At 57.0% G+C, this 26,335-nt stretch carries 22 protein-coding genes and 1 other RNA gene; 12 read left to right on the forward strand and 11 right to left on the reverse strand.

Going from position 1 to position 26,335, the window contains the following annotated elements; genetic code table 11:
* Positions 1-8 precede the first annotated feature (8 nt).
* A complete protein-coding gene (locus tag C5Y96_RS19110; RefSeq protein ID WP_105356615.1) occupies positions 9-1,607 on the reverse strand; it encodes a M48 family metalloprotease in 1,599 nt (532 codons plus the stop codon).
* 140 nt (positions 1,608-1,747) lie between these two features.
* Positions 1,748-2,503, reverse strand: a complete 756-nt coding sequence (locus C5Y96_RS19115) for an NIPSNAP family protein (protein ID WP_105356617.1) — start codon at positions 2,501-2,503, stop codon at positions 1,748-1,750.
* A 191-nt stretch (positions 2,504-2,694) separates the two neighbouring features.
* On the opposite strand from C5Y96_RS19115, the gene rnpB reads away from it, so the two are divergent.
* Positions 2,695-3,096: RNase P RNA component class A (gene rnpB / locus C5Y96_RS19120), an RNA gene on the forward strand.
* Between the two features lie 39 nt (positions 3,097-3,135).
* On the opposite strand, the gene C5Y96_RS19125 is transcribed toward rnpB, so the two are convergent.
* Positions 3,136-4,086, reverse strand: a complete 951-nt coding sequence (locus tag C5Y96_RS19125) for a TIGR01212 family radical SAM protein (RefSeq protein ID WP_233199018.1) — start codon at positions 4,084-4,086, stop codon at positions 3,136-3,138.
* A 113-nt stretch (positions 4,087-4,199) separates the two neighbouring features.
* Between C5Y96_RS19125 and C5Y96_RS19130 the strand changes: the two genes are divergently transcribed.
* The 3 genes from C5Y96_RS19130 to C5Y96_RS19140 all read left to right on the forward strand — a co-directional run bounded on the left by C5Y96_RS19130 (position 4,200) and on the right by C5Y96_RS19140 (position 5,945).
* Positions 4,200-4,616 carry an FHA domain-containing protein gene (locus C5Y96_RS19130; protein ID WP_105356621.1) on the forward strand — a complete coding sequence of 139 codons (417 nt, stop codon included), beginning with the start codon at positions 4,200-4,202 and terminating at the stop codon, positions 4,614-4,616.
* 154 nt (positions 4,617-4,770) lie between these two features.
* Positions 4,771-5,094: a Dabb family protein gene (locus C5Y96_RS19135; protein ID WP_105356623.1), complete on the forward strand. Its 324-nt coding sequence runs from the start codon at positions 4,771-4,773 to the stop codon at positions 5,092-5,094.
* A gap of 17 nt (positions 5,095-5,111) precedes the next feature.
* Positions 5,112-5,945: a DNA alkylation repair protein gene (locus C5Y96_RS19140; RefSeq protein ID WP_105356625.1), complete on the forward strand. Its 834-nt coding sequence runs from the start codon at positions 5,112-5,114 to the stop codon at positions 5,943-5,945.
* 64 nt (positions 5,946-6,009) lie between these two features.
* Here C5Y96_RS19140 and C5Y96_RS19145 read toward each other — a convergent pair whose 3' ends face one another.
* Positions 6,010-7,317, reverse strand: coding sequence for a hypothetical protein (locus C5Y96_RS19145; protein ID WP_105356627.1), 1,308 nt, complete (start codon positions 7,315-7,317; stop codon positions 6,010-6,012).
* Between the two features lie 158 nt (positions 7,318-7,475).
* Positions 7,476-7,874: a hypothetical protein gene (locus C5Y96_RS19150; protein WP_105356629.1), complete on the reverse strand. Its 399-nt coding sequence runs from the start codon at positions 7,872-7,874 to the stop codon at positions 7,476-7,478.
* 216 nt (positions 7,875-8,090) lie between these two features.
* Here C5Y96_RS19150 and C5Y96_RS19155 point away from each other — a divergent pair, with 216 nt between their 5' ends.
* The 4 genes from C5Y96_RS19155 to C5Y96_RS19170 all read left to right on the forward strand — a co-directional run bounded on the left by C5Y96_RS19155 (position 8,091) and on the right by C5Y96_RS19170 (position 12,600).
* Positions 8,091-8,708, forward strand: coding sequence for a hypothetical protein (locus C5Y96_RS19155; RefSeq protein WP_105356632.1), 618 nt, complete (start codon positions 8,091-8,093; stop codon positions 8,706-8,708).
* Between the two features lie 139 nt (positions 8,709-8,847).
* The gene (locus C5Y96_RS19160) at positions 8,848-9,738 is read left to right on the forward strand and encodes an FAD binding domain-containing protein (RefSeq protein ID WP_105356635.1); all 891 of its coding nucleotides are present in this window, start codon (positions 8,848-8,850) and stop codon (positions 9,736-9,738) included.
* A gap of 25 nt (positions 9,739-9,763) precedes the next feature.
* On the forward strand, positions 9,764-10,318 hold the full coding sequence (locus C5Y96_RS19165; RefSeq protein WP_105356637.1) for a (2Fe-2S)-binding protein: 555 nt from the start codon (positions 9,764-9,766) through the stop codon (positions 10,316-10,318).
* An 11-nt stretch (positions 10,319-10,329) separates the two neighbouring features.
* Positions 10,330-12,600: a xanthine dehydrogenase family protein molybdopterin-binding subunit gene (locus tag C5Y96_RS19170; RefSeq protein ID WP_105356639.1), complete on the forward strand. Its 2,271-nt coding sequence runs from the start codon at positions 10,330-10,332 to the stop codon at positions 12,598-12,600.
* Between the two features lie 21 nt (positions 12,601-12,621).
* On the opposite strand, the gene C5Y96_RS19175 is transcribed toward C5Y96_RS19170, so the two are convergent.
* Positions 12,622-14,601: a vWA domain-containing protein gene (locus tag C5Y96_RS19175; RefSeq protein WP_105356645.1), complete on the reverse strand. Its 1,980-nt coding sequence runs from the start codon at positions 14,599-14,601 to the stop codon at positions 12,622-12,624.
* A gap of 216 nt (positions 14,602-14,817) precedes the next feature.
* On the opposite strand from C5Y96_RS19175, the gene C5Y96_RS19180 reads away from it, so the two are divergent.
* Entirely contained in the window at positions 14,818-16,407 is a 1,590-nt protein-coding gene (locus C5Y96_RS19180; protein ID WP_146115724.1) for a hypothetical protein, read from the forward strand.
* Here the strand turns inward: C5Y96_RS19180 and C5Y96_RS19185 are convergent.
* Together C5Y96_RS19185 and xylB are read right to left on the reverse strand one after the other, a co-directional pair.
* A complete protein-coding gene (locus C5Y96_RS19185) occupies positions 16,404-17,363 on the reverse strand; it encodes an ornithine cyclodeaminase family protein (protein WP_105356650.1) in 960 nt (319 codons plus the stop codon). The genes C5Y96_RS19180 and C5Y96_RS19185 overlap by 4 nt on opposite strands.
* A gap of 24 nt (positions 17,364-17,387) precedes the next feature.
* Entirely contained in the window at positions 17,388-18,914 is a 1,527-nt protein-coding gene (gene xylB, locus C5Y96_RS19190) for a xylulokinase (RefSeq protein WP_105356652.1), read from the reverse strand.
* Positions 18,915-19,306: 392 nt separating this feature from the next.
* Here xylB and C5Y96_RS19195 point away from each other — a divergent pair, with 392 nt between their 5' ends.
* Both C5Y96_RS19195 and C5Y96_RS19200 read left to right on the forward strand, forming a co-directional pair.
* Positions 19,307-20,443: a glycosyltransferase family 4 protein gene (locus C5Y96_RS19195; protein ID WP_105356654.1), complete on the forward strand. Its 1,137-nt coding sequence runs from the start codon at positions 19,307-19,309 to the stop codon at positions 20,441-20,443.
* Between the two features lie 439 nt (positions 20,444-20,882).
* Positions 20,883-21,467, forward strand: a complete 585-nt coding sequence (locus C5Y96_RS19200; protein ID WP_146115725.1) for a hypothetical protein — start codon at positions 20,883-20,885, stop codon at positions 21,465-21,467.
* Here C5Y96_RS19200 and hemG read toward each other — a convergent pair.
* Complete coding sequence (gene hemG, locus C5Y96_RS19205) at positions 21,453-22,871, reverse strand: protoporphyrinogen oxidase (protein WP_105356658.1); 1,419 nt, start codon at positions 22,869-22,871, stop codon at positions 21,453-21,455. The genes C5Y96_RS19200 and hemG overlap by 15 nt on opposite strands.
* A 141-nt stretch (positions 22,872-23,012) precedes the next feature.
* Here hemG and fhcD point away from each other — a divergent pair, with 141 nt between their 5' ends.
* Positions 23,013-23,921 (forward strand): formylmethanofuran--tetrahydromethanopterin N-formyltransferase, encoded by a 909-nt coding sequence (gene fhcD, locus C5Y96_RS19210; RefSeq protein ID WP_409994428.1) that lies wholly within the window; start codon positions 23,013-23,015, stop codon positions 23,919-23,921.
* A gap of 94 nt (positions 23,922-24,015) precedes the next feature.
* Here the strand turns inward: fhcD and C5Y96_RS19215 are convergent, their stop codons facing one another.
* On the reverse strand, positions 24,016-24,549 hold the full coding sequence (locus tag C5Y96_RS19215; RefSeq protein ID WP_146115726.1) for a helix-turn-helix domain-containing protein: 534 nt from the start codon (positions 24,547-24,549) through the stop codon (positions 24,016-24,018).
* A gap of 521 nt (positions 24,550-25,070) precedes the next feature.
* Complete coding sequence (locus C5Y96_RS19220) at positions 25,071-25,724, reverse strand: glycosyltransferase family 2 protein (RefSeq protein ID WP_105356665.1); 654 nt, start codon at positions 25,722-25,724, stop codon at positions 25,071-25,073.
* Between the last annotated feature and the right edge of the window lie 611 nt (positions 25,725-26,335).

A 26,335-nucleotide genomic window follows, 5' to 3' on the forward strand; every position in this document is an offset into this window, starting at 1 on the left:
AAAGATGCCTAATAGTAGTCGGGTTCATTCCATGGGCGGACCGTGCCCACACCAATTCGATACCGCATCAGCACCGTTTGCGTATCCTGCAAAGTCTTCTTTTTCACGCTGCGGCGCAGATATTGGCAGTACAGATCCCACGTCACGTTTTTGGCCATCGACTCAAAGTCGGCAAACAGTTTCGTGGCGTCTTCGTCCAGCGTGAAAATACCAGGGGCGTTCTCGCGTTGGGCGTTTTGAAAACGAGCCGCTTCGCACGGATGGGAATCGAACAGCCCGCTTTTGCCTGACTTGATGTCGCGGTGGATCTGCTCTTTGATCGCGTCCGACATGCTCGCAATATGGTGCCGCACCAGCAGCGCCACGTCATTGATCAGGATGTCGCGTTCGGCAAGCTGCGAAATCTGCGACTGAGCATGCAGCCAGGCATAGCTGGCCAACTGAATCCGCCAGCTGGTCTCGGCGAACTCGTTACTTCCGGCAACGCGTGCTTCGTACCGATCGGCATCGAATTCCATTTCTCGCAGCAGAAATCCGCCCACGAGAAGGCCGATATTCATCAGCAATCGCAGCAACTGCCGCGACAACCACACGCACGAACGCGCTGGCCAGGTAATGACCGACAACGGCAGGAACTCGGGCCCGCACAGCATGTCCAGGCACCTGTCCCATTCATCGCGTTGAAAGACAACCCGCGCAAACCATTCGTTGATCGAACGAATGATATAGGTCAGCCGCATCCCGGTTCCCTGGCCGAAGTGCCCGAACTCGTGGGCCAGTACACCAGCGAACTGCCGCATGGTCAACGAGCCGACAAGCGGCACACCGATGGTCAGAACCAGGTCGTTCCCTTTGAGGATGCTTCCCAGGCCCGAGCGAAAACTGGCCGATGCGTTGACGTCGTACGTGACATCGATTCGCGAGGGAAACGGCGCGCCGACCACATCGCACACGCGCGAGACAAACGCGAACAGCATTGGATCGCTTTGCGAGGTAATGCTCCGCGTTCGGGCCACGTTCGCAGGACGCGCGAGGATTGGCTTGAGCAGAAAGAAAACCACTACGCTACTAATCGTCGCGATCGCTGTTCCCACGAAGTAAGGGAGCGGCCCCACCATGCCAGGAAACAGCCAGTACTGACCTTGGGAGAAGTACCAATAAGTCGCGTAACAGATGCTGCCGACAAACGTGAAATAGATCAGCGGCAACGTGATCATCACCAGCGCCACCACCGCCACGCCCAGCTTGTAGGTCCATGTGGGCTTGGTCTTTTCGACCGGTGGCCCGAACGACTTAAGAATCCGCAAACCGTCTTCGGGAAAGCTCGGAACGCTCAGGGGCGAACACTTCTCGAAGTGCTCGGCACGCTGCGTAGGGAGCCGTAGCGTACGCTGTGGCGTGGACTTCCACGTTTCAGTCGACGTCGCTTCGCTGAGCGGATCTCCCCGGTGCTGTGTGGCTCCGGGGTGATCGTTCGATGGCTGCGAAGGAGGGGCAGGAACGACGATTTCTTCCAGGCAGCGGGGACACTTTTGACGACTCCCTGCGGCGGATACCGAGATAGTCAGCTTTTGATGGCAATGACGGCAGCGAAATCCTATCTTCATCTGCTCGTGAACCTTCGCTAGTGGTCGCCAGACCAAGTCTGACAATCCCGGAGAAAAGACGCTACTGGTTTAATTCTGCCTGAGAACGAGATTTCTGCCACCCCCTTTTCCCGATATTCTGGGGGGGCATCTTCTGCTAATTATTTCATAGGCGAGTAATCCACGGGACGTAAGACCTGGCGATCAACCTTGATCACAATCTTTCCGTCCTTAGTCGATTGCTCCCATAATTGTTGCCACTCTTGATCGTTGCGAAAACCGTCCCAGGCCTTCTTCATCGCCGCTGCATCCTTGTGGGCAACGACATAAATCAATGTATTCGGCATTTCGACCGGGGTGAAATAAGCAACGTTGGTCATCCCCTGTTTTTCGAACAGCTTCAACTCACCATCGCGGAACCGCTGCAGCAAAGCTGGCAAACGACCCTCTGCCGTGGTGTATTTACGTAGCTCGAACAGCCTTGGCTCGTCGGCCGATTCAAAATTTTGCGGCGAGAAGTCGGTCGGTTCCATGTAAACGGCATCCGGCTTCTTCGCCAGGATTTTACCATCCTTTTCCGATTCGGCGGCGACCTTCTTCCAGTCTGGGTCACTCAGAAAGCCCTGCCAGCTCTTTTTGGCGGCATCGCGGTTTTCGTGCGAAATGATGTAAACGAGCGTGTTATCAGCCCCTTCCCCTTCGGTGGGAACCCAATAAATGTGGTTTTGCATGCCCTGCTTCTCGAACAGTTCCATCGTGTGATCGCGGAACCGGGCATGCAGGTTCTCTAGCTTTCCTTCGTTGGTCGTATAGGTGCGTAGCTCGTACACGCGCTGTTGCGCATCGGCCGCAGAAACCAAAGCCATACCAACGAGAAGGCCAGCCAGCCCAACAGAAAGGTGCATCGCGCGCATCATGCAAGTTGTCCCGAGAAAAGGAGGAGTATGAGGAGGGTCCGAGTTGATATTCTAATGAATTCAGAGGATGTTTTCGCGGGAAATTTCCATAGATGAACGAACTTTTTCCCCCGACTTCCGTCGTTATAGGATCACTTTGAGGCCAGGTACGTGGCCAATTTCAGGCCGCTCACCTATGCTAAGCATTGACTCAAGTGGATCAGATAGTCGCCGGCTGACGTCATTTTGGCCGCCAGCGGGAGGAAAGTCCGGGCTCCACAGGACAGGGTGGTCGATAACGTCGACCGGTCGTGAGATCAGGGAAAGTGCCGCAGAAAAGATACCGCCTAAGTCCCCTCGGGGAACGGTAAGGGTGAAATGGTGCGGTAAGAGCGCACCAGCAGCTGAGGTGACTCAGTTGGCTTGGTAAACCCCACCCGGAGCAAGGCAAACAGGCGGAATTCGTGTTGCTTGCAGCACGACACGGGCTCGTCCGGCCCGTCATCTACCGCCGGGTACGCTGCTAGAGACGTGGAGCAATTCACGCCGTAGAGGAATGACTATCCCTGTAGTTCGCTACAGGACAGAACCCGGCTTACCGATCCACTCGGGTCTTTTTTATGCGCGATGACTCGCGAAGCGTGATCGATACTCTAACTCGATTCGCACAGCTTTCCTTGCCACGTATCGCGGCGGACTAGCTCGTCATCGATCGCTCGCAGCACGGCCGACTTGTCCAGGCACCAACTCGGTCCCACAAAATAGTCAGGCGGCGCGTCACCGATGGTTCGCTCGACCAACACGTTGGCCGGAATGCGTTCCAGAAAGTCAACCAGCGTGGTGATGTAGTCTTGCCGCTCCATCAGCTTCACTTCGCCGTAAGCAACCTGGTCGGCCATCTTCGTGTTCTTCACGCAGTACAGATTGTGGATCTTTACGGCATCAATATCGAGCCGGGCAACCTCCGCGGCGGTTGCCATCATGTCTTCATGCGATTCGTGCGGCAGGCCCAGAATCACGTGCAAACAGATCTCGAAACCACGCCCGCGGCTACGCTCGATCGCATCGACGGTGGCGTCGTGATGATGGCCGCGATTCATCCAATCGAGCGAGCGATCGTGAATCGTTTGCATGCCGTACTCGACCGTCAGATAGGTTCGCCCGGCAAACTCCTCCAGCAGGTCCATCACGTCTGGCCCGACACAGTCAGGCCGCGTCCCGATGCTGAGACCGACCACTTTTTCGTGATCGATCGACTGTTCGTACAGCGGACGGAGTCGATCTACCGATGCGTACGTGTTGGTGGCTGGCTGGAAGTAGGCGATGAACTTATCGACCTTATACCGCCGCTTGAGCCGAGTCATGCCGTTGGCCAGCTGATCGGTAATATCGCGGATGGGCTCGCGGCGGCTGGGGCTGAAGCTGCGGTTGTCACAAAACGTGCACCCCCCCTTGGCCACTGTGCCGTCAACATTCGGGCAGGTGAACTTCGCGTCGAGACTTACCTTCTGGATGCGCTCGCCAAAACGCTGCCGAAGATACCAACTGTAGGCATAGTAACGAAGCCCCGCCTCGCGCCACCCGTGTTCTACCGAAACAGACACATCAAACCTTGTTGATGAATATTGACTCATGTTAAGGAACTGATAAAGTGAGAGTGGCCATTCTTATCAATTTTAGGCATATCATCTAGCCACAACCGGAACGAGGCACCTGAATGTCCCAGAAATATGGGGAGCTAATCCCCGTTGGCGGGGGAGATCCGATTCCTCTGCTCAAGAAGACCCTTTTGGTGGGCCGCCGCGAGTCGAACGACGTCGTGTTACGCTTCGCCAATGTCTCCAGCAATCACTGTCAGCTCTATATCAAACAAGGCTATTGGTTCGTCGAAGACCAAAACAGCCGCAACGGCACGAAAGTAAACGGAAAGCGGGTACGCGACACCGACAAGCGAATCGATCCAGGCAGCACGATCTCGATTGCCAAGCACGAGTACGAACTGCAATACGATCCGATCGAACTGGGTGCTACCGGACCACCACCAGAAGAAGTGAACGTTGCCGAAGAGATCCTCGGCAAGTCGCTGCTGGAACGTGCCGGGATCGGCACTTCACGCCGCCGTGGGAATGACTAGTTTCAATTCGCCCAGCGTTTGACAAACAACCGAGGCCGTGGTCATGACCACGGCCTTTTTCATGCGCCTGCGTTGTGATCGGCCAGACGGCTAGGTACATTGCACTGCTTGACGAAATCCCCCTAATGTTCGCTAGAGAAGACGATTGCCTGCCATGGAAAATTTGACGCAGATCGCCCACAACGTTTACTTCACGCTGAAAGACAAGTCGCCGGAGGCCCAACTGAAGCTGGTCAAGGCTTGCCAGAAATACCTTTCCGGTCACCCTGGCTGCGTCTTCTTTGCCGCTGGCGTCTTGACCGAAGAACTGAATCGTCCCGTCAACGACCGCGCCTTCCAGGTAGCGCTTCACGTGATTTTCGATTCGCTCGAATCGCAAAACGCCTACCAGGTCGCCGAGCGTCATCTCCAGTTCATTGAAGAAAACAAAGAGAACTGGGAATCGGTCCGCGTGTTCGATTCGACCGTCGGTAGCTAAGCGAAAGAGGCCATGCTGTGGCTGATCTCGAAGTCTTAAAAGCCCGCAAAGGTGCCGTTCGACGGAGCGAGATTCCGTCGAACGTCGTGGCGGCGCTCAACCGGGGCGAGATCGAAACGGTCAACCTGGTCGAGTTTCTCGTTGTCGATCACTCCAAGCTGTTTCGCCACACCAGGTCGCAGCTCGCTCTCGATGACGCGCCGGCGAAACAGATCGCTGCCGCGATCAAAAAGTTATCCGGCGAAGGAGTCATGCAGCGACTCGCTGAGACGGGCAAAGTCTTTCACGCCTCGCTTGAAGGTAACGCCCACCGGGAAACCGTCTACGAGCAATTGGCCAAGCACCCCAGCGATATCCTTCGCAACTGGGCTGCCTACATGGATGCCGCCAACGCGAAGTTAACGTTCGCCCAGCGGCTGAAGCGAGCCAAGCTGTTTGCCACCGATGCGAACATGGGCGTGCGAGAAATTGCGTGGATGTCTGTTCGCGTCCCAGCGGCCGATGGCATCGTCTCGCAGATCGAGAAGCTGCATCCATTTGCCAAGCACAAGAACTACCTCATGCGGCGATTCGCCATCGAGCTCTCTCGGCCGTGCGGCGTTTGGACGAAGCATATCTCGGCACTGAAACAGCAGCCGGAGATCGCCGAGCCGCTGCTCGAGTATTGCCGTGAAGATGAAACCAAGTACGTGCAAGACTCGGTCGCGAACTGGCTGAACGATGCCAGCAAGACGCGGCCAGACTTTGTCGAAAACCTTTGCGATCGCTGGCTCTCTGAGACCAACTCGAAGCACACCCAGCGGATCACGCACCGCGCCCTGCGAACGCTGAGAAAGAAAGCAGACGCTTAGCGCATAAAAAAAGCCTCTGTGAACCAATACCACAGAGGCTTTTCTGTTGGCGATGCCCTAAAGCTTAGAAGCTCACTTCCAGCTTCGGATTGGCTTCTTTCAGCTTGTCGACGCCGTCGTCGTAGATGCCTGTGAAGTTCAGAGTCAACGTCTTCAAGTTGGTGAGCGTATTGATGACTGGAATCGATTCGTCCGAGATCGAACTGTTCTCTTTCAGCGACAAGCTGGTCAGCGAAGTCATCCCTTCCAGGTGCTTCACGCCGGCATCGCTGAGGGCACAGTTTTGCAGATCCAGATCTTTCAGCTTCTTCAGGTTGTTGATCGGAGCGAGCCCGTCATCGGTGATGAATGTGTTCCAGAGATTGAGCGACTCCAGATTTTCAAACGTCGCAACCACGGCCACGCCGTCGTCAGTAAACGGGGTTTCGCTGACGTCCAGGTCCTTCAGCTTGGTCATCCCTTTAAGCTTTTCCATCTGCTCGCCACGAACCTGCGATTGACGGAACTTCAGATCTTCCATGTCCTTCATCTCGGTCAGGTACTGCATACCGTCGTCGGTGACCTTAGTGCGGAACAGGTGCAGCTTCTTCAGCTTCACGCAATCTTTGATGTAAGACAGCCCTTCGTTCGAGCAAGCCACTTCGTTCAGTTCCAGCGTTTCCAGGTTTTTCATGCCGGACAGGTACGCCATCCCCTTATCGGTGATCTTCTTGTCACGCAAGTTCAAGAAACGCATCTTGGTCAGGCCAGCCAGGTGGGCCATTCCTTCGTCGCTGATAAAAGCGCCTTCGGTACGCAGAACTTCCAAGTCCTTCATCTGGGCGACAAACTTCATCCCTTCGTCACCAACATTGCAGTAACGCACGTCCAGGTTACGAACCTTGGGGAAGCTAGTCGCGATGATCTCCAACGACTTATCGGAAATATTGTTTCGGCGAAGACCAAACACGCTCAGGTTCTTCGAGTTGGTCAGGTTGGCAATGCCGTCGTCCGTGATCACGCAGTTCGAGAAATCGACGTCGCGAAGCTCGGTCAGTTCCTTCATGAACGAAGTGACTTTGTCCGTGATTTCAGCGCCGTAGAACTTAACGACCTGAAGCTGCTTGAGCTTCTCGATCGGCTGAAAGACGTTGTCATCCTCGACCACCACGGCCGAGAAGTCAGCGCGGGTGACATTGCCGTTGCCATCTTTGGTCAGCTTGCCCCCCAATTTCTCCAGCGTTGCCACCGCTTCCGGATCGTCTGCTTCTGGCTTAGGTGCGGCGGCCGCTCCCCCATTCCCTTCGGGGACATCGGTAGGAGTGCTCGTCGGGCATCCGACACAAAGCGGAAGGGCAAGCAGAACAATACCGAGAATCCAAAAACGATTCATGGAGAACAATTTCCTTAGGCTATAGCGGGGGGAATAGAAGCGAGGTAATCCGTTTAGGCTACAGCACACCGCAAAGATTCGCAACCAATGAAATAGGGCCCTCGGCAAACATCGCCCAGGGCCCTATCCCGAATCTCAATAAACTTGTTGCTGATTGCTTATTTGTGCTCGTCGTGACAAGCCTTGCAATTCATCGTCTTCTTCAACTTGGCGTCAGCGCCTTCTTTACCTTCGACGGTGTCTTTGGCGGCTGCCAACAAAGCGGAGGTCTTTTCCTTCCAGCTTTCTTCGCTTCCCTTGTGAGGAGGATTCTTCGCCAACGATTCCAGCATCTCGATCACAAGCTTCTGGTCTTCTTCGCTGGCTTCGCCCTTGGCGACCTTAGCGACCAGACCACCCTTGAAGCCCTTCTTCATGATCTCTTCGGTGCTGTACTTGGAATCTTTGCCCTTATCCGCTACGGCAACACCACTGAGCAGGGTCACCGACAACAACCCAATCATCACGAGCATAAATCGCTTCATTTCAACAAACTCCAGCACAAGCAGGCTAAACATGCAATTGGCAAAATCGATCGATTCCGCCCGATCCGCACCATGGTAATCTTCCCGAAATCAAAATTCCCCTCCTCCAGGCCGAAAAAAACAACTTTTGGCCGGATTGAGATTCCTTCTCAAAAACGATCAATTCTCCACCTCTCCGCCATTTGTGGGATAGGTTTACATTGCCGTCCGACCGCCAAGCCCAGTGCCCCCTCAGATGACCGGTACGCAATGAGCTTTTACGAATATTGGTGCGAACAGTACGATCCCCAGCCCGTTGGCAATGTCGAGCTCAATACCGAGCACGTCGCCCAGCGAAACGAGTGGGTTGTCTTCTTCAAGCTGATTGCTGCCTCGTTGATGGCCGCCGGGCTGTTTTGGCTCCCCTTCCACTTTTTGCCCCTGACTGGCTGGCACAGCGTAGTGGTCGCTGCGGGAATAGCATTGATCTATGTCGGCCTGGCCTTCTTTTTTATTCCTGAGGCCAACACCGACAACCTCGGCTGGGTGGGTGGAATGGTCGACGATCCCTTTCATATCTCCGACGACTGGAATCGCTCGCTCATGTTTTTCAATGCGGTTCTCGGCCCTGGCCGCTTCATTGCCGGCACCATGCTCGATGTCGCGTGTCTTTTGGGTGTGACCCAAAGCGATCCGATTCCCATGACCGACCAGTACTACCGGCAGCAGATGGGCTACGCAGACGACTATACAACCGCCAACGCCACGATGATCGAGCTCCCCATCCAGCAAGACGAGATCGCCGCCTCGGACATATCACGGGAAGAAGCCAATCAAAAGCGTTACGGTCTTTCTTCGGCCCGCTTCCTGATCAACGACGACGAGTAGTCGCTCGATCTTTCTCACGGCCAGTTCGTTTGCTTGACACTCGATCGGGAACCCTCGATATTGAGGGCGAACCATGACCAGCGGTGGCCCCTGCCCTGCTCCTTCGCCCCAACCTTCTCTGTCAAGAAACGGAGTTCGCGTGCAAGCTTTCACGTACCATGCGCCCCGTAGTGTCAACGAAGCAGTTGAGCTTCTCGCTTCCACCGATGGAAAGTCGGTGCTGTTGGCCGGTGGAACCGATGTGCTGGTTCAACTGCGCGAGAACCTGCGACATGCCGATCATGTAATCGATATCAAACAGATCCCGGAACTTACCCAGTTGAAAACGACCGCTGACGGTGGTCTTAGCCTGGGTTCCGCCGTAACCTGCTCGCAGCTGCTGCATAGCGAGCCAGCGGCCCCTTACGTGGCACTGCTGGATGCGGCCCAAATCATTGGTGGCTGGCAGATCCAATCTCGCGCGACCATTGGCGGTAACCTGTGCAACTCTTCCCCGGCTGCCGACAGCGTACCGGCCCTATTGGCCTTAGGGGCCGAAGTCGAGTACGCGACACCCACCGGCACGCAAACCTGCTGCGTCAGCGAGTTCTGCACCGGACCTGGCAAGAATGTCATGAATGGCCAAGGACTACTCGTTTCGCTGAAGCTTCTGCCGCTGGGGCCAACGTCTGGTTCCGCCTACGAACGTTTCATTCCGCGCTACGAAATGGACATCGCCGTTGCCAGTGCCGGCGCTTACATCGAACTTGCCGACGACGGCACGATCGCCACCGCTCGTATCGCGCTGGGTGCCGTTGGCCCCAAAGCGATCTTGGCCACTCAGCCGGCAGATGCCTTGATCGGCCAGACTCCGAGCGACGAGTTAATCGAAGACGTTGCTCGCCAGGCAGCCACCTTGGCAACCCCTATCAATGACATGCGTGGCACGATTGAATTCCGCCAGCAGCTGACCTACGTGCTTGTTAAACGAACCCTTCACACGGCCCTGCTTCGCGCCGCTGGCCAGGTCGTCTCCCATCATCCACGCTGATCCACCTCTACGGGAAAGTCCCACCATGCCAGGTAAAGCCCCTGCGAAAATGGCCATCTCGACCACGATCAATGGCCAGAACTACGATTTCCTCTGCGAGCCGCGGCAGAGCTTGCTGGAAGTGCTGCGAGACTCGCTGCAACTGACCGGTGCCAAGGAAGGCTGCAACAACGGCAACTGCGGCGCGTGTACTGTGCTGCTCGACGGCGAGCCGGTCAACAGCTGCATTGTGCTGGCGGTCGAAGTACAAGGTCGCGAGCTGACCACCATCGAAGGGATCGCCAACCGGGGCGAACTACATCCCATTCAGCAATGCTTCTTGGAAGGAGCGGCGTTGCAATGTGGTATCTGCACGCCGGGTTTCATCGTGGCGGCCAAGGCCTTACTCGATAAGAAGCCCAATCCCAGCGAAGAAGAAATTCGCTTTGCCCTGGCCGGCAACCTTTGCCGCTGTACCGGATACGACAAGATCGTCCGCAGCGTTCAAGCTGCCTCTGAACGCATTCAGGCAGGCAGTACGCCCAAGCAGAACCCGCAGCCAAACCAAACCAATCAACAGCAAGCCCAGCAGCAACAATAGGAAAGCCCACCATGAACGGATCTCCGATTTCCTATAGCGACAAGAAGTACAAGGTTCTGGGCACGCGACCAATCCGCCATGACGGAACCGACAAGGTCACCGGCCGGGCCATCTATACCAACGACGTCCATTTTCCGGACATGGTACACGGCAAGATCCTGCGTAGCCCTCACGCGCACGCCAAGATCTTGTCGATCGATACCTCTGCCGCCCAGGCCCTCGATGGTGTTCTCGCTGTCATCACGGGCGAAGATTGGCCGCACTTGAAGGACAAGATCGCCCACCTCGGCGAAGGGGCAGTCAACCTGGCCGACCTGAGCGAGAACTGCATGGCCATCGACAAGGCCCTGTACAAAGGGCATGCCATCGCGGCCGTCGCTGCTCGCAATGTTCACATCGCCGAAGAGGCGTTGTCGCTGATCAAGGTCGAGTACGAAACGCTTCCGTCCGTGCTGTGGGTGCAGGATGCGATGCAGGACGACGCGCCGATTCTGCACGAAGACCTGCGCACCGATTACATGGGTGCCAAGGGAGACAAACCAACCAACATCGCCACGCATCTTCAGTTCGAGCAAGGGGACGTCGAAGCCGCGTTGGCATCGGCAGATGTTGTCATCGAGCGCGAGTTCAAAACGGCCACGGTCCACCAAGGCTACATCGAACCTCACAATTCGATCGCTCTCTGGAACGAAGATGGCAAACTCAAGATCTGGACCTCCACACAAGGTTCCTTTACCTGTCGCCAGCAGGTCGCCGAGCTTCTGCAAATCCCTCTTTCCCGCGTCACCGTCACCCCGTGCGAAATTGGTGGCGGATTCGGCGGCAAGATCGCCGTTTACCTGGAACCCGTGGCGGCACTGCTGAGCCGCAAGTGTGGTCGACCGGTGAAGATGGTCATGCAGCGGGACGAGGTTCTGGAAGCCACCGGCCCCACGCCGGGTTCGTACATGAAAATCAAGATCGGTGCGACTAAAGAGGGCAAGCTTGTTGCTGGCGATGCTTACCTGGCCTACGACGCCGGAGCCTACCCTGGCGGCGTGATCGGACCTGGCTGCATGTGCGTCTTCAGCTGCGTCGAGCTGCCCAATGCCCGGGTGCATGGCTACGACGTCTGCTTGAATAAACCCAAGACCCAGGCCTACCGCGCGCCGGGTGCCACGCAGGCCGCGTTCGCGTTCGAGTCGGTCATGAACGAACTGGCCGATACGCTTTGCATCTGCCCTCTTGAGCTGCGTCTGAAGAACGCCGCCAAGGAAGGAACACGCCGAGTCGATGGCCCGATCTATCCGCGAGTCGGCCTGATCGAGTGCCTGGAAGCTGCCAAGAACAGCGACCACTGGAACACACCGCTGGAAGGCAAACACCGCGGCCGTGGCATCGCCGCCGGCTTCTGGTTCAACATCGGCCTGAAGTCGAGTGTCTCGGCCACGGTCAACTCCGACGGCACCGTCAACCTGCTGGAAGGTTCAACCGACATCGGCGGCACGCGCACGTCGATCGCCATGCAGCTAGCCGAAACGCTGGGCATTGCCGCGGAAGACGTTCACCCCAAGGTGGTCGACACCGATAGCGTCGGCTACACCGACGTCACCGGCGGAAGCCGCACCACATTTGCCACCGGGCTGGCTGCCTATGAAGTGGGACTCGATCTACGCAAACAGCTTTGCCAGCGAGCGGCCACGCTCTGGGAATGCGACGTGGAAGACGTTCGCTTCGACAGTGGCACTTTTGTCGGCTGCGATAACAAGAAGATCACCTTCCGCGAACTTGCCGAGCAACTACCCGAGATCGGCGAGCCGGTCGTCGGCAGGGCTTCGATCTCGAAGGATGTCTCGACCAACGGTTTCGGCGTGCATATCTGCGACGTCGAAGTCGATCCCGAGACCGGCAAGGTGCGTGTCCTTCGTTACACGGCCATTCAAGACGCCGGCAAGGCCATTCATCCCAGCTACGTCGAAGGACAGCTTCAAGGGGGAGCCGTACAGGGCATCGGCTGGGCTCTCAATGAAGAATACTTCTATCGCGACGACGCCACGATGGCCAACGCCTCGCTGCTAGACTATCGCATGCCCACGTGCTACGACCTGCCAATGATCGATACGATCATCGTCGAGGTCCCCAACCCCGATCATCCTTACGGTGTGCGCGGTGTAGGGGAAACGCCGATCGTGCCTCCCCCGGCAGCCGTGCAATCGGCCATCTATCACGCGTGCGGGGCACGCATGTTCAAGCTGCCCATGTCTCCGCCGAAACTTTGGAAAGCCATCTCGCAGCTCAGCTAACAAATTCGGGTGCAGTTCGAATTAGAGCTTCGGGATCTGCACCGGCATCCGTGGTGGTCCGCCCGGAGGGCCGGGCCGCGGGCGATTGATGCGGCGGGTATCGAAGAAGATCGGTTCCAGCTTCACACCAAAACCACGTTTGATCTCCCAGCTGGCGCGTGTAGACCACGGGGTTCCTGCGTGCTCTTGCATGACAAACTGCAGCACATCTCGCGAGAGAGAGATGTCCGCTTCCGTCTTGTCTGGGGCCGATAGCTCGTCGGTCGTGGCCAATCGCCAACCGCGGAACTCCATGTACGCCGGCATTTGCGGCGGAGCCGGCGGGTTATCCGCGAACTTCGTCAGGTAGGCACCATATTCAAACGCGCGTGCTCGATAGGCCAACAGCTGACCATATAGCAAATCGTAGTTGGCATTCCAACGCAGCGAGGTCGAGTCGTCTCGCAGGTTACGATTGTTCTCCGCCGCTTCGATCGCTCGGTCCAGGTACGTGATATAGGTGATCATCTTGGCTTGCTGCTGACGTACCTGTTGGCGAAACCGCTGCAAGTCACCACTGAAAACCTGCTGAATCTCGATCACGTCCGCCACGCTTTCCTGATACGGATTCAGGTCGTAGATGATCTTGGTAACCAGCGTTTTCAAGGGATCGTTTTTCACCTCGCCGACCTGCTCCATCCGTGAACTCAGGTTCGGACGATACATGTCCATCGTCTTAGGTTCGTAGCGACGATCGATCGCGTTGTTGATGTTGGCTTCTTCGCCAGGCAGCATGAAAAAGATACCGCCGGTTTCTTTGGCCATGCGGACCTGCTCGAACGGGCCAAAACCGCTGGTCAGCGCATCGGTCCGCTTGCCGAAACCATCGGTCTGTAGCTGTTCAATCAATGCCGCTTCCGGTCCGCGATCGACCGGCAATAGATGGATCGTTCCTTCTTCGGGATGCATCCACTGCACGTGGGCAAACGGATACCCGAAGACCGCTTCGCGTCCCAGGATAAATACCCGCGTGTCAGTCGCCCGGGCAATCGAGATCGCCTTCTCCAGGCGGCCTTCATTGTCATCGCTGTTGCCACTTTCGTCAGTCACGACAATCAGCGCGATCTTGCGATCGGCGATCTTGGCATAGCGGCGATGCAGCGTCAGCACTTCGGCCACGGCCGAGCTGAACATCTCTTCGCCCGACGGATCGATCGGCACCGCGGCAATCGCCTCGTCCACTTCCTCAGGATCGGCCGTGGGGGCCCTGGTATGCAGCTGGAAACCTTGCCCGAAACTCGCCACGCCGGTGGTCAACGCATCCCCTTTGGCATGTTCGCTGAGTCCCACTTCCGCGTAGATACGATGAATTCGCTGACGAATCTTCGCCTGGTCATCCTTCATGCTTTCCGACTGATCGAACAGCCAGACGACCAGAACCTTGTTCTTGGAGAGCATCCAGATCAACTCTTGCGAGATCTGATCCATCGCTTCCTGGTAGTCACCAACGACGGCCTGCACCGAGCCGACCGTCCCAACCGGCATGTCTTCGATGAGCGAATCGACATCCTTGGTCAGAAAGGCCTCGGCTTGCAGCGCCACCAGGGGGGCGTTGGCGAACTCAGTCGGTGGCAATTCCAGTTGAGGTGCTTTGAGCGATGCCTCGACCATTCCTTCCATCCCTTGCTCGGGGGTGGTCAGATTGGCAAGGGTCATTTCCTTGGCGATCTTCTCTGACTCGTCAAGCTCGATCTCCAGCGGACGCTCGCGGTCTTCCACCTCAGGCTCGACCATCACCAGTTCAATCTGCTTGGTCGGCGGATCGATGATCGTGAACATGGCCAACAGCATGACCAGCGAGAAATGAAAAATCAGCGACACCAGAAACGAAGCCGAGTTTTGGATCGTTTCAAAGCGAAGCCACCCCGAGGAACTTTCGTGATGTGCTGGCTCTGCTAGCGCACCTTCTCCGTCAGGCAACTTTGGCGAAGACCAGTCGGCGGTAGGGGCAGGTCGGTGCATGCTCACCGGTTGGCAAGGAAGGAGAAGTGATCGTTAACACCTTAATCCTAGAAGAAGATGCCATTTCCTGCCATGGATTTTATCGGCCTGGGGCAGGCTCGTCCGAATTTGCCGGCAATTTCTCCCCCAATTGGTCTGGATGCACTTTTGAGAATTTGATACAGCACACCAACTTGCGCAATTATTTCGATAAAACTCGCTCCAGCCGAGGATGCCGTGTCCGTACTTCGTAATCTATTGATCGTGGGACTTTTAGTCTGTGTTGCGTACAACGGTTACGTGATCTACCGCAATCAAATGGCCTCATCTCCTTCAGGTGAAGCCAAAGGTCCCGACACGGCACCGCTGTTCTCGGAAGAAGCATTTGCGGAACTCGCCGAGAATCGCAGCCAGATAAGCGTCCAGGAAGTGCCGACGGTCCTGACGACCGAACAAGCCAAGCCGGCCGACCAGTTCGTTGCGAACCCCGTGCTCGAAAAGCAGCCTGACTCGCTTCCGGTGATCCCCGTTTCTGCCAACACCCCGGCTACCAATCCGGGCAGTCGCTTCTCGGCGGATGCCGCTACCCAAACCGTCAGCACGCCGGCCCCTGAAGCGGAAGCCCCAGCACCCCAAGACATCACGCCACAGGCCCTTTCCTTTGAAGATGCCTGGGCCGAAATCGAAGCATCGGAAGCCGGATTCACCTGGGCTACCGCACTCGCTCAGATTCAACGCCTGGCCTATCGCGAAGATCTCACCGATCCTCAGCGCGAACAAGTCCTGGCCAAAGGAAACGAACTCGCCAAGACCGTGATCTTCGCTCCCAACAAGCATCTGGCCAAGCCAGCGTTGACCTTTCGCCCAGGCATGAGCCTGGAAGAAGTTTCCCAAGAGCACAACATCCCCGAAAGCTTCCTGCGATCGATCAACCAGTGGGCCGACGACTACAACCCAACGCCTGGGGACTCGATCAAAGTGCTCGAAGGCCCCATCACCCTGCATGTTGACTTGCCTTCGAAATCGATTCGCGTGGCTGTCGGCCAGCTTTACGCCGGACACATGGCCATCGGACAGCATTCGATCACCATTCCTGAAAACGCCAAGCTGAACGCTGAAACCATCGAAGGTGTCACCAAGCTCTCGCTCGGCGAGGTTGCCGTCGTGATCGATACCGAAAACCAGGTCCCGGCCGCCAACTCGCTGTTGGTGACGGCTGAAGACTGGAAGCTGCTGCAATCGATCGCCAGCGACTCGGTTGAAGTGACCTGGACCGCGCTCCCCGCGCCGCCCGCCCCACAGGTCGCGGCTACCGAACCGGTCAAGCGAGAAGTGAAGTCGCAATTCGCCTCCGAGAAGATGCAGCATCCCGTCGACGCGTTGAAGATGGAGATCTTCACCCCATCAGCTACCGTCATCCAAGGTAAGCCCGTCCAATACGGCATCGAGATCACCAACCTGAGCGACAAGCCGAGCGACCTGGTTCAGGCCGTAGTCAACATGTCGGAAGGGATCGAGCCAATCCAAGTCGAAGGGCACACCGGACGCATCGCCCCGGGGCAAGCGTTGTTCGATCCATTGACCATCGAAGCCGGCCAAAGCGTTCGCTTGACGGTCACGGTCGAGACCAAAGAAGCAGGCCAGTTCCTGATTCGCCCCGAGCTGCAATGCAGCCGGCCAGCGACACGCTACGCATCGGAAGTTCAACTGCGCGTCGCGGCAGCAGAATCGATTTCGGCGGAAACCGAGCAGACGCCTCCCGAGCCAGCTCAGCCCAAAGAATCGGTCGCGGAAGTCCCCCAAAACCCCGCGAAAGAGATTCGCTAGAACGGCAAGTCGGTTCCCAATCCCGGCACTTCCGCTGCGCGCTGCAGAAACTTCGTTCCCAGCGCCACGTCCTGAACGGCCAGGCCCACCGTCTTATACACCACAATGCTGTCGGCATTGTTTCTGCCGATGACCGTCCCGGCGATTACGTCCGAGAGCGAAACGGCAGCGTCCCAGTCGAAGTAGCCTTCTTCCTGAGCCAGCAGGTAATCGCCAGCCTCTCCCTGACAGGCCTCGATCGAGTCGCACACCCAGTTGTCGGCGCGGCGGATCGTGACGACATCCACCTCTCGCTTGTAGGCCCAGTTGCCCCCCATCGCGCACACCAAAGCCCCTTCGGCCAACTGGTTGCCATCGAAGACGGGATGCTTGCTGGTGGTGGCGGTGATGACCAGCGGTAGATCTTCCACCGCATCGCGTGGGTCATGCACCGGTACGATTTCGATTTTGCACTTTTCCGACATGCGATCGGCGAACGACTCGCGTTTCTCTTGATCGCGCGAGTAGACGAAGGCCTGCGTCAGGGGAAACTCGGTCGCCATCGCTTCCAACTGCGACTCGGCCTGCCAACCGGTACCGAACAGGCCCAGCTGCGTTACCGGCTTCCTGGCCAGATAACGAGCCCCGACCGCGGATGAAGCGGCGGTGCGCATCTGGCCGAGTTTGTCGGCCTCGAGCAGTGCGATCATCTGACCACTGTCGATATCGTAGATACCGACCATGAACTTCGCCCCGATCCGCGTGGTGGTGTACATCTTCCACCCGGCGGTCCCCAGGTATTCAGCCGCCGCGTGCATACCATGCAGGACGAAACCTGGGGCGCGTGCGCGATGCCGCGGAATGTTTTCGGCTCCACCGGTACCGAGTTGTCGAAAACTTTCGTCAACCACTTCAATGGCCGTGGCCATGTCGAGCAGTTGGCTTACCTCCTGCTCGCGGTAAAATCGGCACGTCATGTCGCCACCTCATTTCAAACGAGATCAGTCGCCGAGGCTCCCCAGCTTCTTGAAGTCCGCTTTCAGCGACCGATACAGATCTTGATACACCGGGAACGCCTTATCGTAGTATTTCTTCGCCGCGCGATCAGGCGTCGTTTCCGCCACTTCGCTGATCGTCGCCGCACAGGCCTCTTGAATGTTCTTATAAGCACCGGCACCGGTCGCCGCCAACAAGGCGACACCAAACGCAGGCCCTTGCTCTGCATTCAGCTTAACAACCTTTTTGCCAAATACATCGGCCTGCATCTGTCGCCAGAACGCACTCTTGGCACCACCACCACCGGCGCGGACCTGGCGAACAGGGATCTTCATCTGGTCCAGCACTTCCAGGCTTTCGCGAAGCGAGTAAGTCACCCCTTCCATGATGGCCCTGACGAGGTGCGCTCGCTCGTGCTTCAGCGTGATCCCGATAAAGCATCCGCGGGCATCCGGATCGGCATGTGGCGTCCGCTCGCCGGCCAGGTACGGTAGAATCATCAATCCTTCGCTGCCGGCAGGAATCGCTTCAGCTTCCTTCATCAGCGCCGAGTAAGGATCGCTCTTGCCGCGTGGCCCGCGCATCTCGGCACATAACTTCTGCACGAACCATTCCAGTGTTCCGGCGGCACATAGCGTGACCCCCATCATGTGCCATTTGCCACGAACGGCATGGCAGAACGTATGCAAACGTCCTTCCGGATCGGCGGCCATTTCGTCGCTATGCACGAACATTACGCCGCTGGTTCCCAGGCTGCTGGCCAGGATCCCCTTCTTGACCACGCCGTTGCCCAGCGCGTTGGCCGCACAGTCCCCTGCCCCGCCAACCACCACGCAATCGGTTGTCAGCCCCAACTGCCTGGCAGCCTCTTTGGTCAGGTTGCCGGTCACGTCTTCCGATTCGTAAACCTTGCCCAACAGATCGGGGTCGAGTTCCAACTTAGAGAGCAGTTCGGTCGACCAGGCCCGCTTCGAGACATCCAAAAGCAGCATGCCGCTGGCATCGCTCACCTCGGTGGCGTACTCGCCGGTCAAGCGGCGGCGGATCTCGTCTTTGGGCAGCAGCACTTTCTTGAGACGGTCGAAGTTCTTGGGCTCGTTGTTCCGCAGCCAGAGCACCTTGGGAGCGGTGAAGCCGGTCAGAGCCGGGTTGGCCACCATCTTGATCAGCTTCTTACGACCGCCGGCGCGGGATTCGATTTCCGCGCACTCGGCTGCCGTGCGCTGATCGTTCCACAGCAGGGCTGGGCGAATGACCTGGTCGTTCTTATCGAGAAAGACCGATCCGTGCATCTGCCCCGAAAGACCAATCGCTTTGACATCTTCAGGCTTGGCTTTTGCTAGCTGGACGACCTTCTTGACCGTTTTGACCGTTGCTTTCCACCACAGTTCGGGGTCTTGCTCGCTCCAGAGGGGTTTGGGATGCGATGCCGGGTAGCTAGCAGAGGCATCGGCCAAGATCGATCCATCTTCCGCCATGGCGATAGTTTTGGTGCCGGAAGTACCAATATCGATTCCCAGGTAGATATTCACAGGGGCAAATCCTCAGGAGAGCGTTGATGTCAGGGGGGGTTAATCAGAGAACTAGGACGAGTAGAAGGTCTTATTCTGCCCTATTTTCAGAGCAGAACCAAGCGTGCGGGGGTGTTCGCCGGCCCAGGTTGTTAACTTCTTACAGTTATTGTGATTGCAGTCCGATACTGCGGATCTTACCGTCGCCCATTACTTGACTCATATCGCTATTCCACATCGCCGATGAAACAGGTACTCTCTCGTCGTCTGGGAGATGCGATTTCATCAACATTTATTGATGTTGCACCTCCTTTTTCCAGACAACGAGGTGGCCAGCTGCAAGAAATCACCAGCACTGCTATCTCATGAAAAAGGCGAACGACGCAGGCTGTCGTTCTTGGTAACGCGACTTCATGCTCAATCCACCACCACGTATCGTCCTCGATCTCGAGAAGTCTCGGAACTGTTGTTCCGGGCTGGGGCAATTTGCCCGCAATCTCGGACATGCGTTGACCACGGAAATGTGCAACCGCGGCCTGCGACCAATCCCCTTCGTCACCGCGGCCCAAATGAATGATTTCGGGACGCCGGATGTCTTGGAAGCGAAGCCTTGGCGAAAAGAGATCTTCCAACGTTGGTATCGCTGGACGCAGATAGGGCGTGCGCCCGAATACGCTCTGTGGCATGCCACGCATCAGCAAGCCAAGTACCTTCCATTGAATCCCAAGACCCGCGTCTTGCTGACGATTCACGATCTGAACTACCTACGCGAGAAAAAGGGCCCGAAAATCGAGCGTGAGCATCGTCGTATCGCTCGCTTGATTCGACGCGCCGATGCTGTCACGGTCATCTCGAAGTTTGTCGCCGGTGAAGTGAAGTCTTATTTCGACCTGCAAGGCAAGCCACTGCAGGTCATCTATAACGGCCGGCCCGATGTATCGAAGCTGCCCGCCGAGCAGCCGGCATGGATCAACGCCAGCCGTCCGTACTTGTTCAGCATCGGGATCATCGACCGGAAAAAGAACTTCCACGTCCTGCTCGACCTCATTCAGCAATTACCCAATCATCAGTTGGTCATCGCCGGACAGAACGATTCCGAATACGCCGCTGAAATGCGACGCACGATCGAGCGGCTACAACTCTCGGATCGCGTGATGCTTCCGGGACCTATCAGTGACCAGCAGCGTCAGTGGCTGTACGAGAACTGCGAGTCATTTGTCTTCCCTTCACTGACCGAAGGTTTCGGCCTGCCGCCGATTGAAGCGATGACGGTCGGCAAGCCTGTGTTCCTGGCGCGGCGTACGAGCCTGCCAGAGATCGGCGGCCAGCGAGCGTTCTACTGGGACGACTTCAACACTCAGCACATGCTCGACGTCTATCATCGCGGCATGACAACGTATAACGCGTCGCCTGAGTACGCCAGCCTGCTTCAGCAAGCGGCTTCGCGCTTCTGCTGGCACGACGCCGCGCGACAATATGTCGACCTTTACCGAAATATTCTGCAACTACGCGAAGTGGAAGCTTTCCACCCTTCGCTCGTAGCAGCCTAAGTCTAGTGGCCCCTAATCCAAGCGCAGTGCCGCTTGGGCCATCCTTAGCACACCATTTTTGGGGGATTTTTCTTGACGCTGTTCAAGTTGGGGGGTAATCTGCTCGATAAACCAAGTTATCAGAAAAAAAATTGCGACTTCCCGTAGTAGTAACCATTGGGTTCGCCAATCATTAACTCCGGAATTCGCTTATCAATCATAGAATTTGTTCCCATTACCTAAGAGTCACCTCATTCTGGGGCAGGGTATCCTGAGATACCAGCGAGAGGTTGGATTGCCTGGCAATCGTAGGTAATGGGAACTTTTTCTTTTTCTTGACCACGCTGGTCCGCAGCCGTAGCCTACCCCCTTTGTAAACCCACTAATCGTTAAAGTCGGCATGCCAGCATGGCCGATATCATGAATGACGGGGGGCTGTCATTACTGCAGGGATGCGCGGATGAATATTGCGACCGCTTTACCACTAGGAATTGGCGCCGCATCAATGGCGGCCGGAGCGGCGAAGCAACTTTCCGCTGGGGTCTTCTCGCTGTTTCAAGGGGAAGGGGAAACCAACCCCGAAACGGCCGCCCCTGCTGAGTCCTCGCTTGAATCGTTTCTAGCCGCCAGCGGTCTGCTGGGCAGCAACACAGGCGAACTCCAGGACCAGCTCGGCCGTTCGCTGGAAGAGCTCGAAGACCTTCTTCGCCGCACGTTCCATCAAGCAGGACAAGAGCTGCCTGATTCGTTCCAGCTGCGAATCAATCCCAACGGCGAAATCGCTGTCGACGGCGCTGACGCGTTTGCCCAACAAGCCAAAGGTTTGCTCCAGCAATCGGAAGAAGCCCAACGCCTGCTCGCCGAAATCGCCGCTCAGACCGCCGCAATCCAATCCGCTACCAATCAGCAAGAGTTCGCCCGGCAATACAACGACGACCCCGAAGCAGCGCTCAACGCACTGCAGAAAGCCAAAGACGAACATGCCGGCCTCGACATCAACTTCTTCGACGGCCAGGTATCGAGCATCAACCTAGCGTCCGCTTAGGTAATCGCACACGCGCTGAGCCGCTTGCTCGCCGCTTTGAATACACTGCGGAACCCCCACGCCACGGTACGCATTGCCGGCCAGTTGGAAGCCAGGCAGCCGAGCCGCTTCCGCCTCGAGCATCGCTACCCGGTCGAGATGCCCCAGGTGATACTGCGGCATCTTCCCCATCCACCGCGTCACGAGAAACTTCTCAGGCTCTCCGCTCAAGCCAATCAGTTCCCCCAGTTCCTTCAGCACGACCTGCTTCATCTCGTCGTCCGAAAGGTCGGCCAGTTCCGGATGACACGCCCCCCCGACGAAAACGCGGATGATCACCTTTCCGTCCGGCGCACGCCCAGGGAACTTGGCGCTGGAAAAACTGCCGGCCAGGATCTTCCGCTGTTCGATCTCAGGCACAACAAACCCAAAGCCTGAAATCGGACGAGCGATCTGCTTCTCATCCACGGCCAGGATCGCCACGCTGCAACCGGCGTACGGAATCGCTTCCAGGTTCTCACCCAACATGGGAAACGCATGAAGAACTTTCGACGCCGCCGGAGCTGGCAGCGCCATGACGACGGCATCGAATGTGTACGCTTCATCCGGTGTTCGCACGGTCCAATGGTCGTCCGTTTTCTCGACGGCCAAGACCGGCGTGTTCAAATGAATCGTCTGACCGGCCAGTCGCTGCGTCAGCCGCTCGATCAAACGCCCCATCCCCTGCTTGGGCGCGACAAACATCGAGTACCGCGCGCCACTTTCGTTCTTCTTACCGTTCTCGCTGCTATTGTGCTGGGCCGCTTTGATCAGGCTCCCATGCTTTCGCTCCATCTCCACAAATTGCCGTAGCGTGGCCTGAATACTGAGCTTCGTCGGATCGGCCGTATAGATCCCGCCAATCAGTGGCTGCACGAGACGTTCGTACGCTTCCTTCCCCAAGCGACGCGTGACGAACGACTCCAGGCATTCGTCGGAAGTATCTTCTCGCTTGGGAACGAAGTACTCTCTGGCCAGCCGCAACTTGCCTGCCCAACTTAAAATCGGGGTCGTAATCACCGACCACATCTTGCTCGGGGCCATCAGGACGAATCCTTCCGGCACAGGGTACAGCTTGCCGCGCCGCACGACATATGCTTTGCGCAGCGATTCGTTGGTTGGCAGCAGTTCTTCTTCCATTCCCAGGCGGCGGCACAAATCGAGCGCGTACGGAATGTTGGTGATGAAGTTATCGGCGCTGTTTTCCAGCAGGTAACCGTCGTCGGTGTGGGTCGTCTGCAGAACGCCACCCAGACGGCTATCGGCTTCAAAGACATGAATGTCCAGCGAACCGTTGAGTTCCATCAGGCGATGCGCGGCGGCAAGTCCGGAAATACCACCACCAATCACGGCGGCGCGGGGCCTGGGCGTTTGTTCGTTCGTCATCAAGGTCGGAGATTCTGCGAGGGAAAGATGCTATGGGTTACCCTATTGTAGATCGCCAGCGACGATTTGGTTACCCAGCCCGCCGGCGGTGCGGGGTTGGCAATGCCTGCAAGGCGGGGGAAGATAGAACGTCTCGAATTCATCCAGATCCCGGGGAATGCACCTGTGCAGATTGGCAACACGCAGATCGTTGACACCTTCGCTGAAGCGTTCGGCATGGTCTACACGCGGCTGATTATCACCGCCTTCGACGACCACTGGCTGCAGGCCGCCACCCACGAAGCTTGCGGCTACGGCAGCAGCGTGATAGCCTGCGACGCCGAAGTGGGTGTCGAACGACTCCTTTCCCCAGACGAATCGCCTGATGGCCGCCCCGGCGCTTCGGTGCTGGCCTTTGGTTTCTCGGCCGATGCGTTGGCCAAAGCCATCACCAAACGGGTCGGCCAGTGCGTGATGACCTGCGCGTCGACGGCCGTCTTCGATGGTCTACCTGCGGCTGAAAAAAGGATGCCGCTGGGCAAATCCCTTCGCTACTTTGGCGACGGCTTCCAGAAAAGCAAAGTCATCGCCGGCACACGTTACTGGCGGATTCCCGTCATGGATGGCGAATTCTTCTGCGTCGAGTCGCTCGGCATCGAGAAAGGGGTCGCCGGCGGCAACATCATCTTTCAGGCCGTCGATCAAAAGTTGGCGCTAACCGCCGCTCGCCAGGCGATCGAGGCCCTTGCTCCGCTGGCCGATATTATCGCGCCGTTTCCCGGCGGCGTGGCTCGCAGCGGCAGCAAAGTGGGCTCGAAGTATAAGAGTCTGAGGGCTTCGACCTCCGACACCAACTGCCCCACGCTACGGGGGCGGGTCGAATCCCAAGTGGTCGAAGGTGCCAACTGCGTGCTGGAGATTGTCTTGGATGGTACCAGCGAAGAGGCCGTCGCCCTGGGAATGAAAACGGCCATGTATGCCGCCGCCACCGAAGGAGTGCTGGTCATTTCGGCCGGCAACTACGGGGGGAAGCTCGGCAAGTTTCACTTCCATCTGAAAGACCTGGTGTAGCGCCCGCCGCTTGCAAGAAATAATTGAACCCAGGCCGCATCCGAGCAGCCTGGGTACCAGGGGAAAGTTCATTAATCGAAGCGCGACAGAAGCGTTAGTCTCGCATCGCGCTGATAATGGAATCGCAGGAAATACGCCGTTCGGCTATCTGACCAAGATCGTTCAACGAACGACGCTGGCCGACATTGTTCCAGGCATTGATTTCGGCCAGTTCCGGCATCAAGTCGACCAGTTGATCGACCAGCACCTCGGCCAGAATTCCGATGTTGGCTTCCTGAGTCCGCTCGGAAATTGCCTTGACCGTTTTCATGATCCGCACCAGCTTGGCACGTTCACGAATCGGCGACGAAAGATTGTTCTGGGGTTCTTCCAGAAGGTCCGCGATCGGCACATCCAAGATGTCAGCCCATTGCGAGAGTTGCGAGACCAATAGATCGGTGTCAGGCTTCTCTTCTTCACGCACCTGAGAAGCGGGCATGCCCAACTTTCTGGAGGCCGTGCGAAGCGAAACACCTTGTTGTTTGCGAAGTTCGCGGATGCGATGCAGCTTACGAGGGGACCTGTTGCCCATCTCGGAAGGCGCGAACGCGTATACCGCGGGATCCATAGTAAATGGAACCGTTGCCATGAGAAGTCCTCCCTTGTTCCGGAGGCTTGACCGACTGCCGCAGGGCCAAAGTCAGTAGCAACGCAAAGACTACACAACAGCAATCTTACCAATCAGCGCGCGGGCGCTAAGTGCAAGGGTTGTTGGAATGCTTCTTGTCTGTTCCGTTTACTGCGAACCAAGGCCGTTTGGCTGGGGTGCCTAGTCCCGTCTGCCAAGCCTAGTTTGGAAGTCTAGTTACGCCCTCGAGGAGAAACAGGACGTGACCGAACTTCGTGATAAGTATGCCTGAAAACGCTTCAAGCATCGGAATGATTCCGAAGCTGCCCGGGCTACCTCTTCAGCACTCAATGCCGGAAAGTTCGCCATGGTGGGAAAATGAGGAAAATATCGCCTGAAACATTTTGAAGGCACTGGCTGATTCTATCGAATGGTTCCGATCGAATCAAGACTTTACCACATTTATCGGAAAATAATTCGCCGCAACTCCACCTGTAAGGGACAGGATCTGGACAAGCGGAAAACCTTTCTCAGATTGCCTGTTATTCGCCGGTCGCGAATTCTTGAATTCGTCGCAGGAATCGTGGCATTTTCAAACGCGGTGCAGGGGGCTGAACCACTTCCTGCGTGGCCGCGGTGACTTCTTCTGCGGGAAGCGAAACTTCCGTAAGCGATTCCAGCTCGGCGATATCCGCACCCCAGTCCGAGAGTCGCGAGAGCAGGTCTTGCGGCAGCGGCTGCGGATCGTTAGGCAGCAGCGGTTTAGCTGGCTTGGTTTGCTTGGGCACAACCAGCGTCGGTGGCAGCACCTGACGTGCAGGCCGTTGCGGGACGGCAGCGCCGTGAGCGATCGAAGCGTCGATGTGCATCGCCCACAGCGATTGAATGTCTTCGGTCGTCAGCTTGCGATCCATATCCTGAATCATCACCACCTCGCCGGCAGCCGCGGCCACGCCCAGATCAATCGCAGTCGCTTTGCCACGCTGCGGGGTGTAGCGGCGCGAACGGACCTGCGGAAAACGGCACGAAATCTCGTACAGCACTTCTTCGGTGCCGTCAGTCGAACCGTCGTCGACGATCATCAATTCGAAATCGGTCGTCAGATCGGACACGATCTCTAACAAACGATCCACCTCGGCACCGATGCTCGACTGAACATTGTGAACCGGAATGACAATACTTAGCGACTTCTTCACGACGGAACCTCAGCAGGACATGGGGGAGATCGGCGTTAGCTGGCAATGGGTGGTCCCAATGCGCCGCGGGTAGCGGCCCAACAGTTATCGATTCGGCATCCTGCTTCCACTGACTACACCGCTAGCGACCTGCGACCGAATGTGAGGGGTCTTCCGGTAAGGCCGATTGCTCATCGCAAGACAAATCTACCGTTTGGGCGACACACAGAATAAGAACGCAGACCAGACAACAACAAACCACCAACCAATTCCGTTCCCCACGCCCAACACTCACCAACAACCCCAATCCAACGGGTGCCACGCCCAAGTCCGCTTGGGCGTGCGAATCAGGTACCCGCTCTCTCACATTCCAAGAGAAGTGAACCGCGGATTACGCGGTTAAATTCCTTCCTCATCGCGCGTCCTCTTTTCTAGTTACAAACCGACTTTCTCGCCCGTTTTCCTCTAAATAAAAACTTCCCAAAATCACGCCAACAAGCCTATACATGAGTACACACAGGCAGGTATCTTATATCTCACAAGCGGCCACGATAGCCGCAAACAAGATCTCTCACGGCCGACCAGCGAGACGAATTTCTTCCGTCGCTTGAGTCAGGCCACACTCCAATCTC

It is taken from the genome of Blastopirellula marina (assembly GCF_002967715.1).
Taxonomy (GTDB): Bacteria; Planctomycetota; Planctomycetia; order Pirellulales; family Pirellulaceae; genus Bremerella; species Bremerella marina_B.

Coding starts and splice junctions, on each gene's coding strand:
- C5Y96_RS19110 (WP_105356615.1), bottom strand. CDS start 1,607: ATGAAGATAGGATTTCGCTGCCGTCATTGCCATCAAAAGCTGACTATC.
- C5Y96_RS19115 (WP_105356617.1), bottom strand. CDS start 2,503: ATGATGCGCGCGATGCACCTTTCTGTTGGGCTGGCTGGCCTTCTCGTT.
- C5Y96_RS19130 (WP_105356621.1), top strand. CDS start 4,200: ATGTCCCAGAAATATGGGGAGCTAATCCCCGTTGGCGGGGGAGATCCG.
- C5Y96_RS19135 (WP_105356623.1), top strand. CDS start 4,771: ATGGAAAATTTGACGCAGATCGCCCACAACGTTTACTTCACGCTGAAA.
- C5Y96_RS19145 (WP_105356627.1), bottom strand. CDS start 7,317: ATGAATCGTTTTTGGATTCTCGGTATTGTTCTGCTTGCCCTTCCGCTT.
- C5Y96_RS19150 (WP_105356629.1), bottom strand. CDS start 7,874: ATGTTTAGCCTGCTTGTGCTGGAGTTTGTTGAAATGAAGCGATTTATG.
- C5Y96_RS19155 (WP_105356632.1), top strand. CDS start 8,091: ATGAGCTTTTACGAATATTGGTGCGAACAGTACGATCCCCAGCCCGTT.
- C5Y96_RS19165 (WP_105356637.1), top strand. CDS start 9,764: ATGCCAGGTAAAGCCCCTGCGAAAATGGCCATCTCGACCACGATCAAT.
- C5Y96_RS19170 (WP_105356639.1), top strand. CDS start 10,330: ATGAACGGATCTCCGATTTCCTATAGCGACAAGAAGTACAAGGTTCTG.
- C5Y96_RS19175 (WP_105356645.1), bottom strand. CDS start 14,601: ATGCACCGACCTGCCCCTACCGCCGACTGGTCTTCGCCAAAGTTGCCT.
- C5Y96_RS19185 (WP_105356650.1), bottom strand. CDS start 17,363: ATGACGTGCCGATTTTACCGCGAGCAGGAGGTAAGCCAACTGCTCGAC.
- C5Y96_RS19195 (WP_105356654.1), top strand. CDS start 19,307: ATGCTCAATCCACCACCACGTATCGTCCTCGATCTCGAGAAGTCTCGG.
- C5Y96_RS19200 (WP_146115725.1), top strand. CDS start 20,883: ATGAATATTGCGACCGCTTTACCACTAGGAATTGGCGCCGCATCAATG.
- hemG (WP_105356658.1), bottom strand. CDS start 22,871: ATGACGAACGAACAAACGCCCAGGCCCCGCGCCGCCGTGATTGGTGGT.
- C5Y96_RS19215 (WP_146115726.1), bottom strand. CDS start 24,549: ATGGCAACGGTTCCATTTACTATGGATCCCGCGGTATACGCGTTCGCG.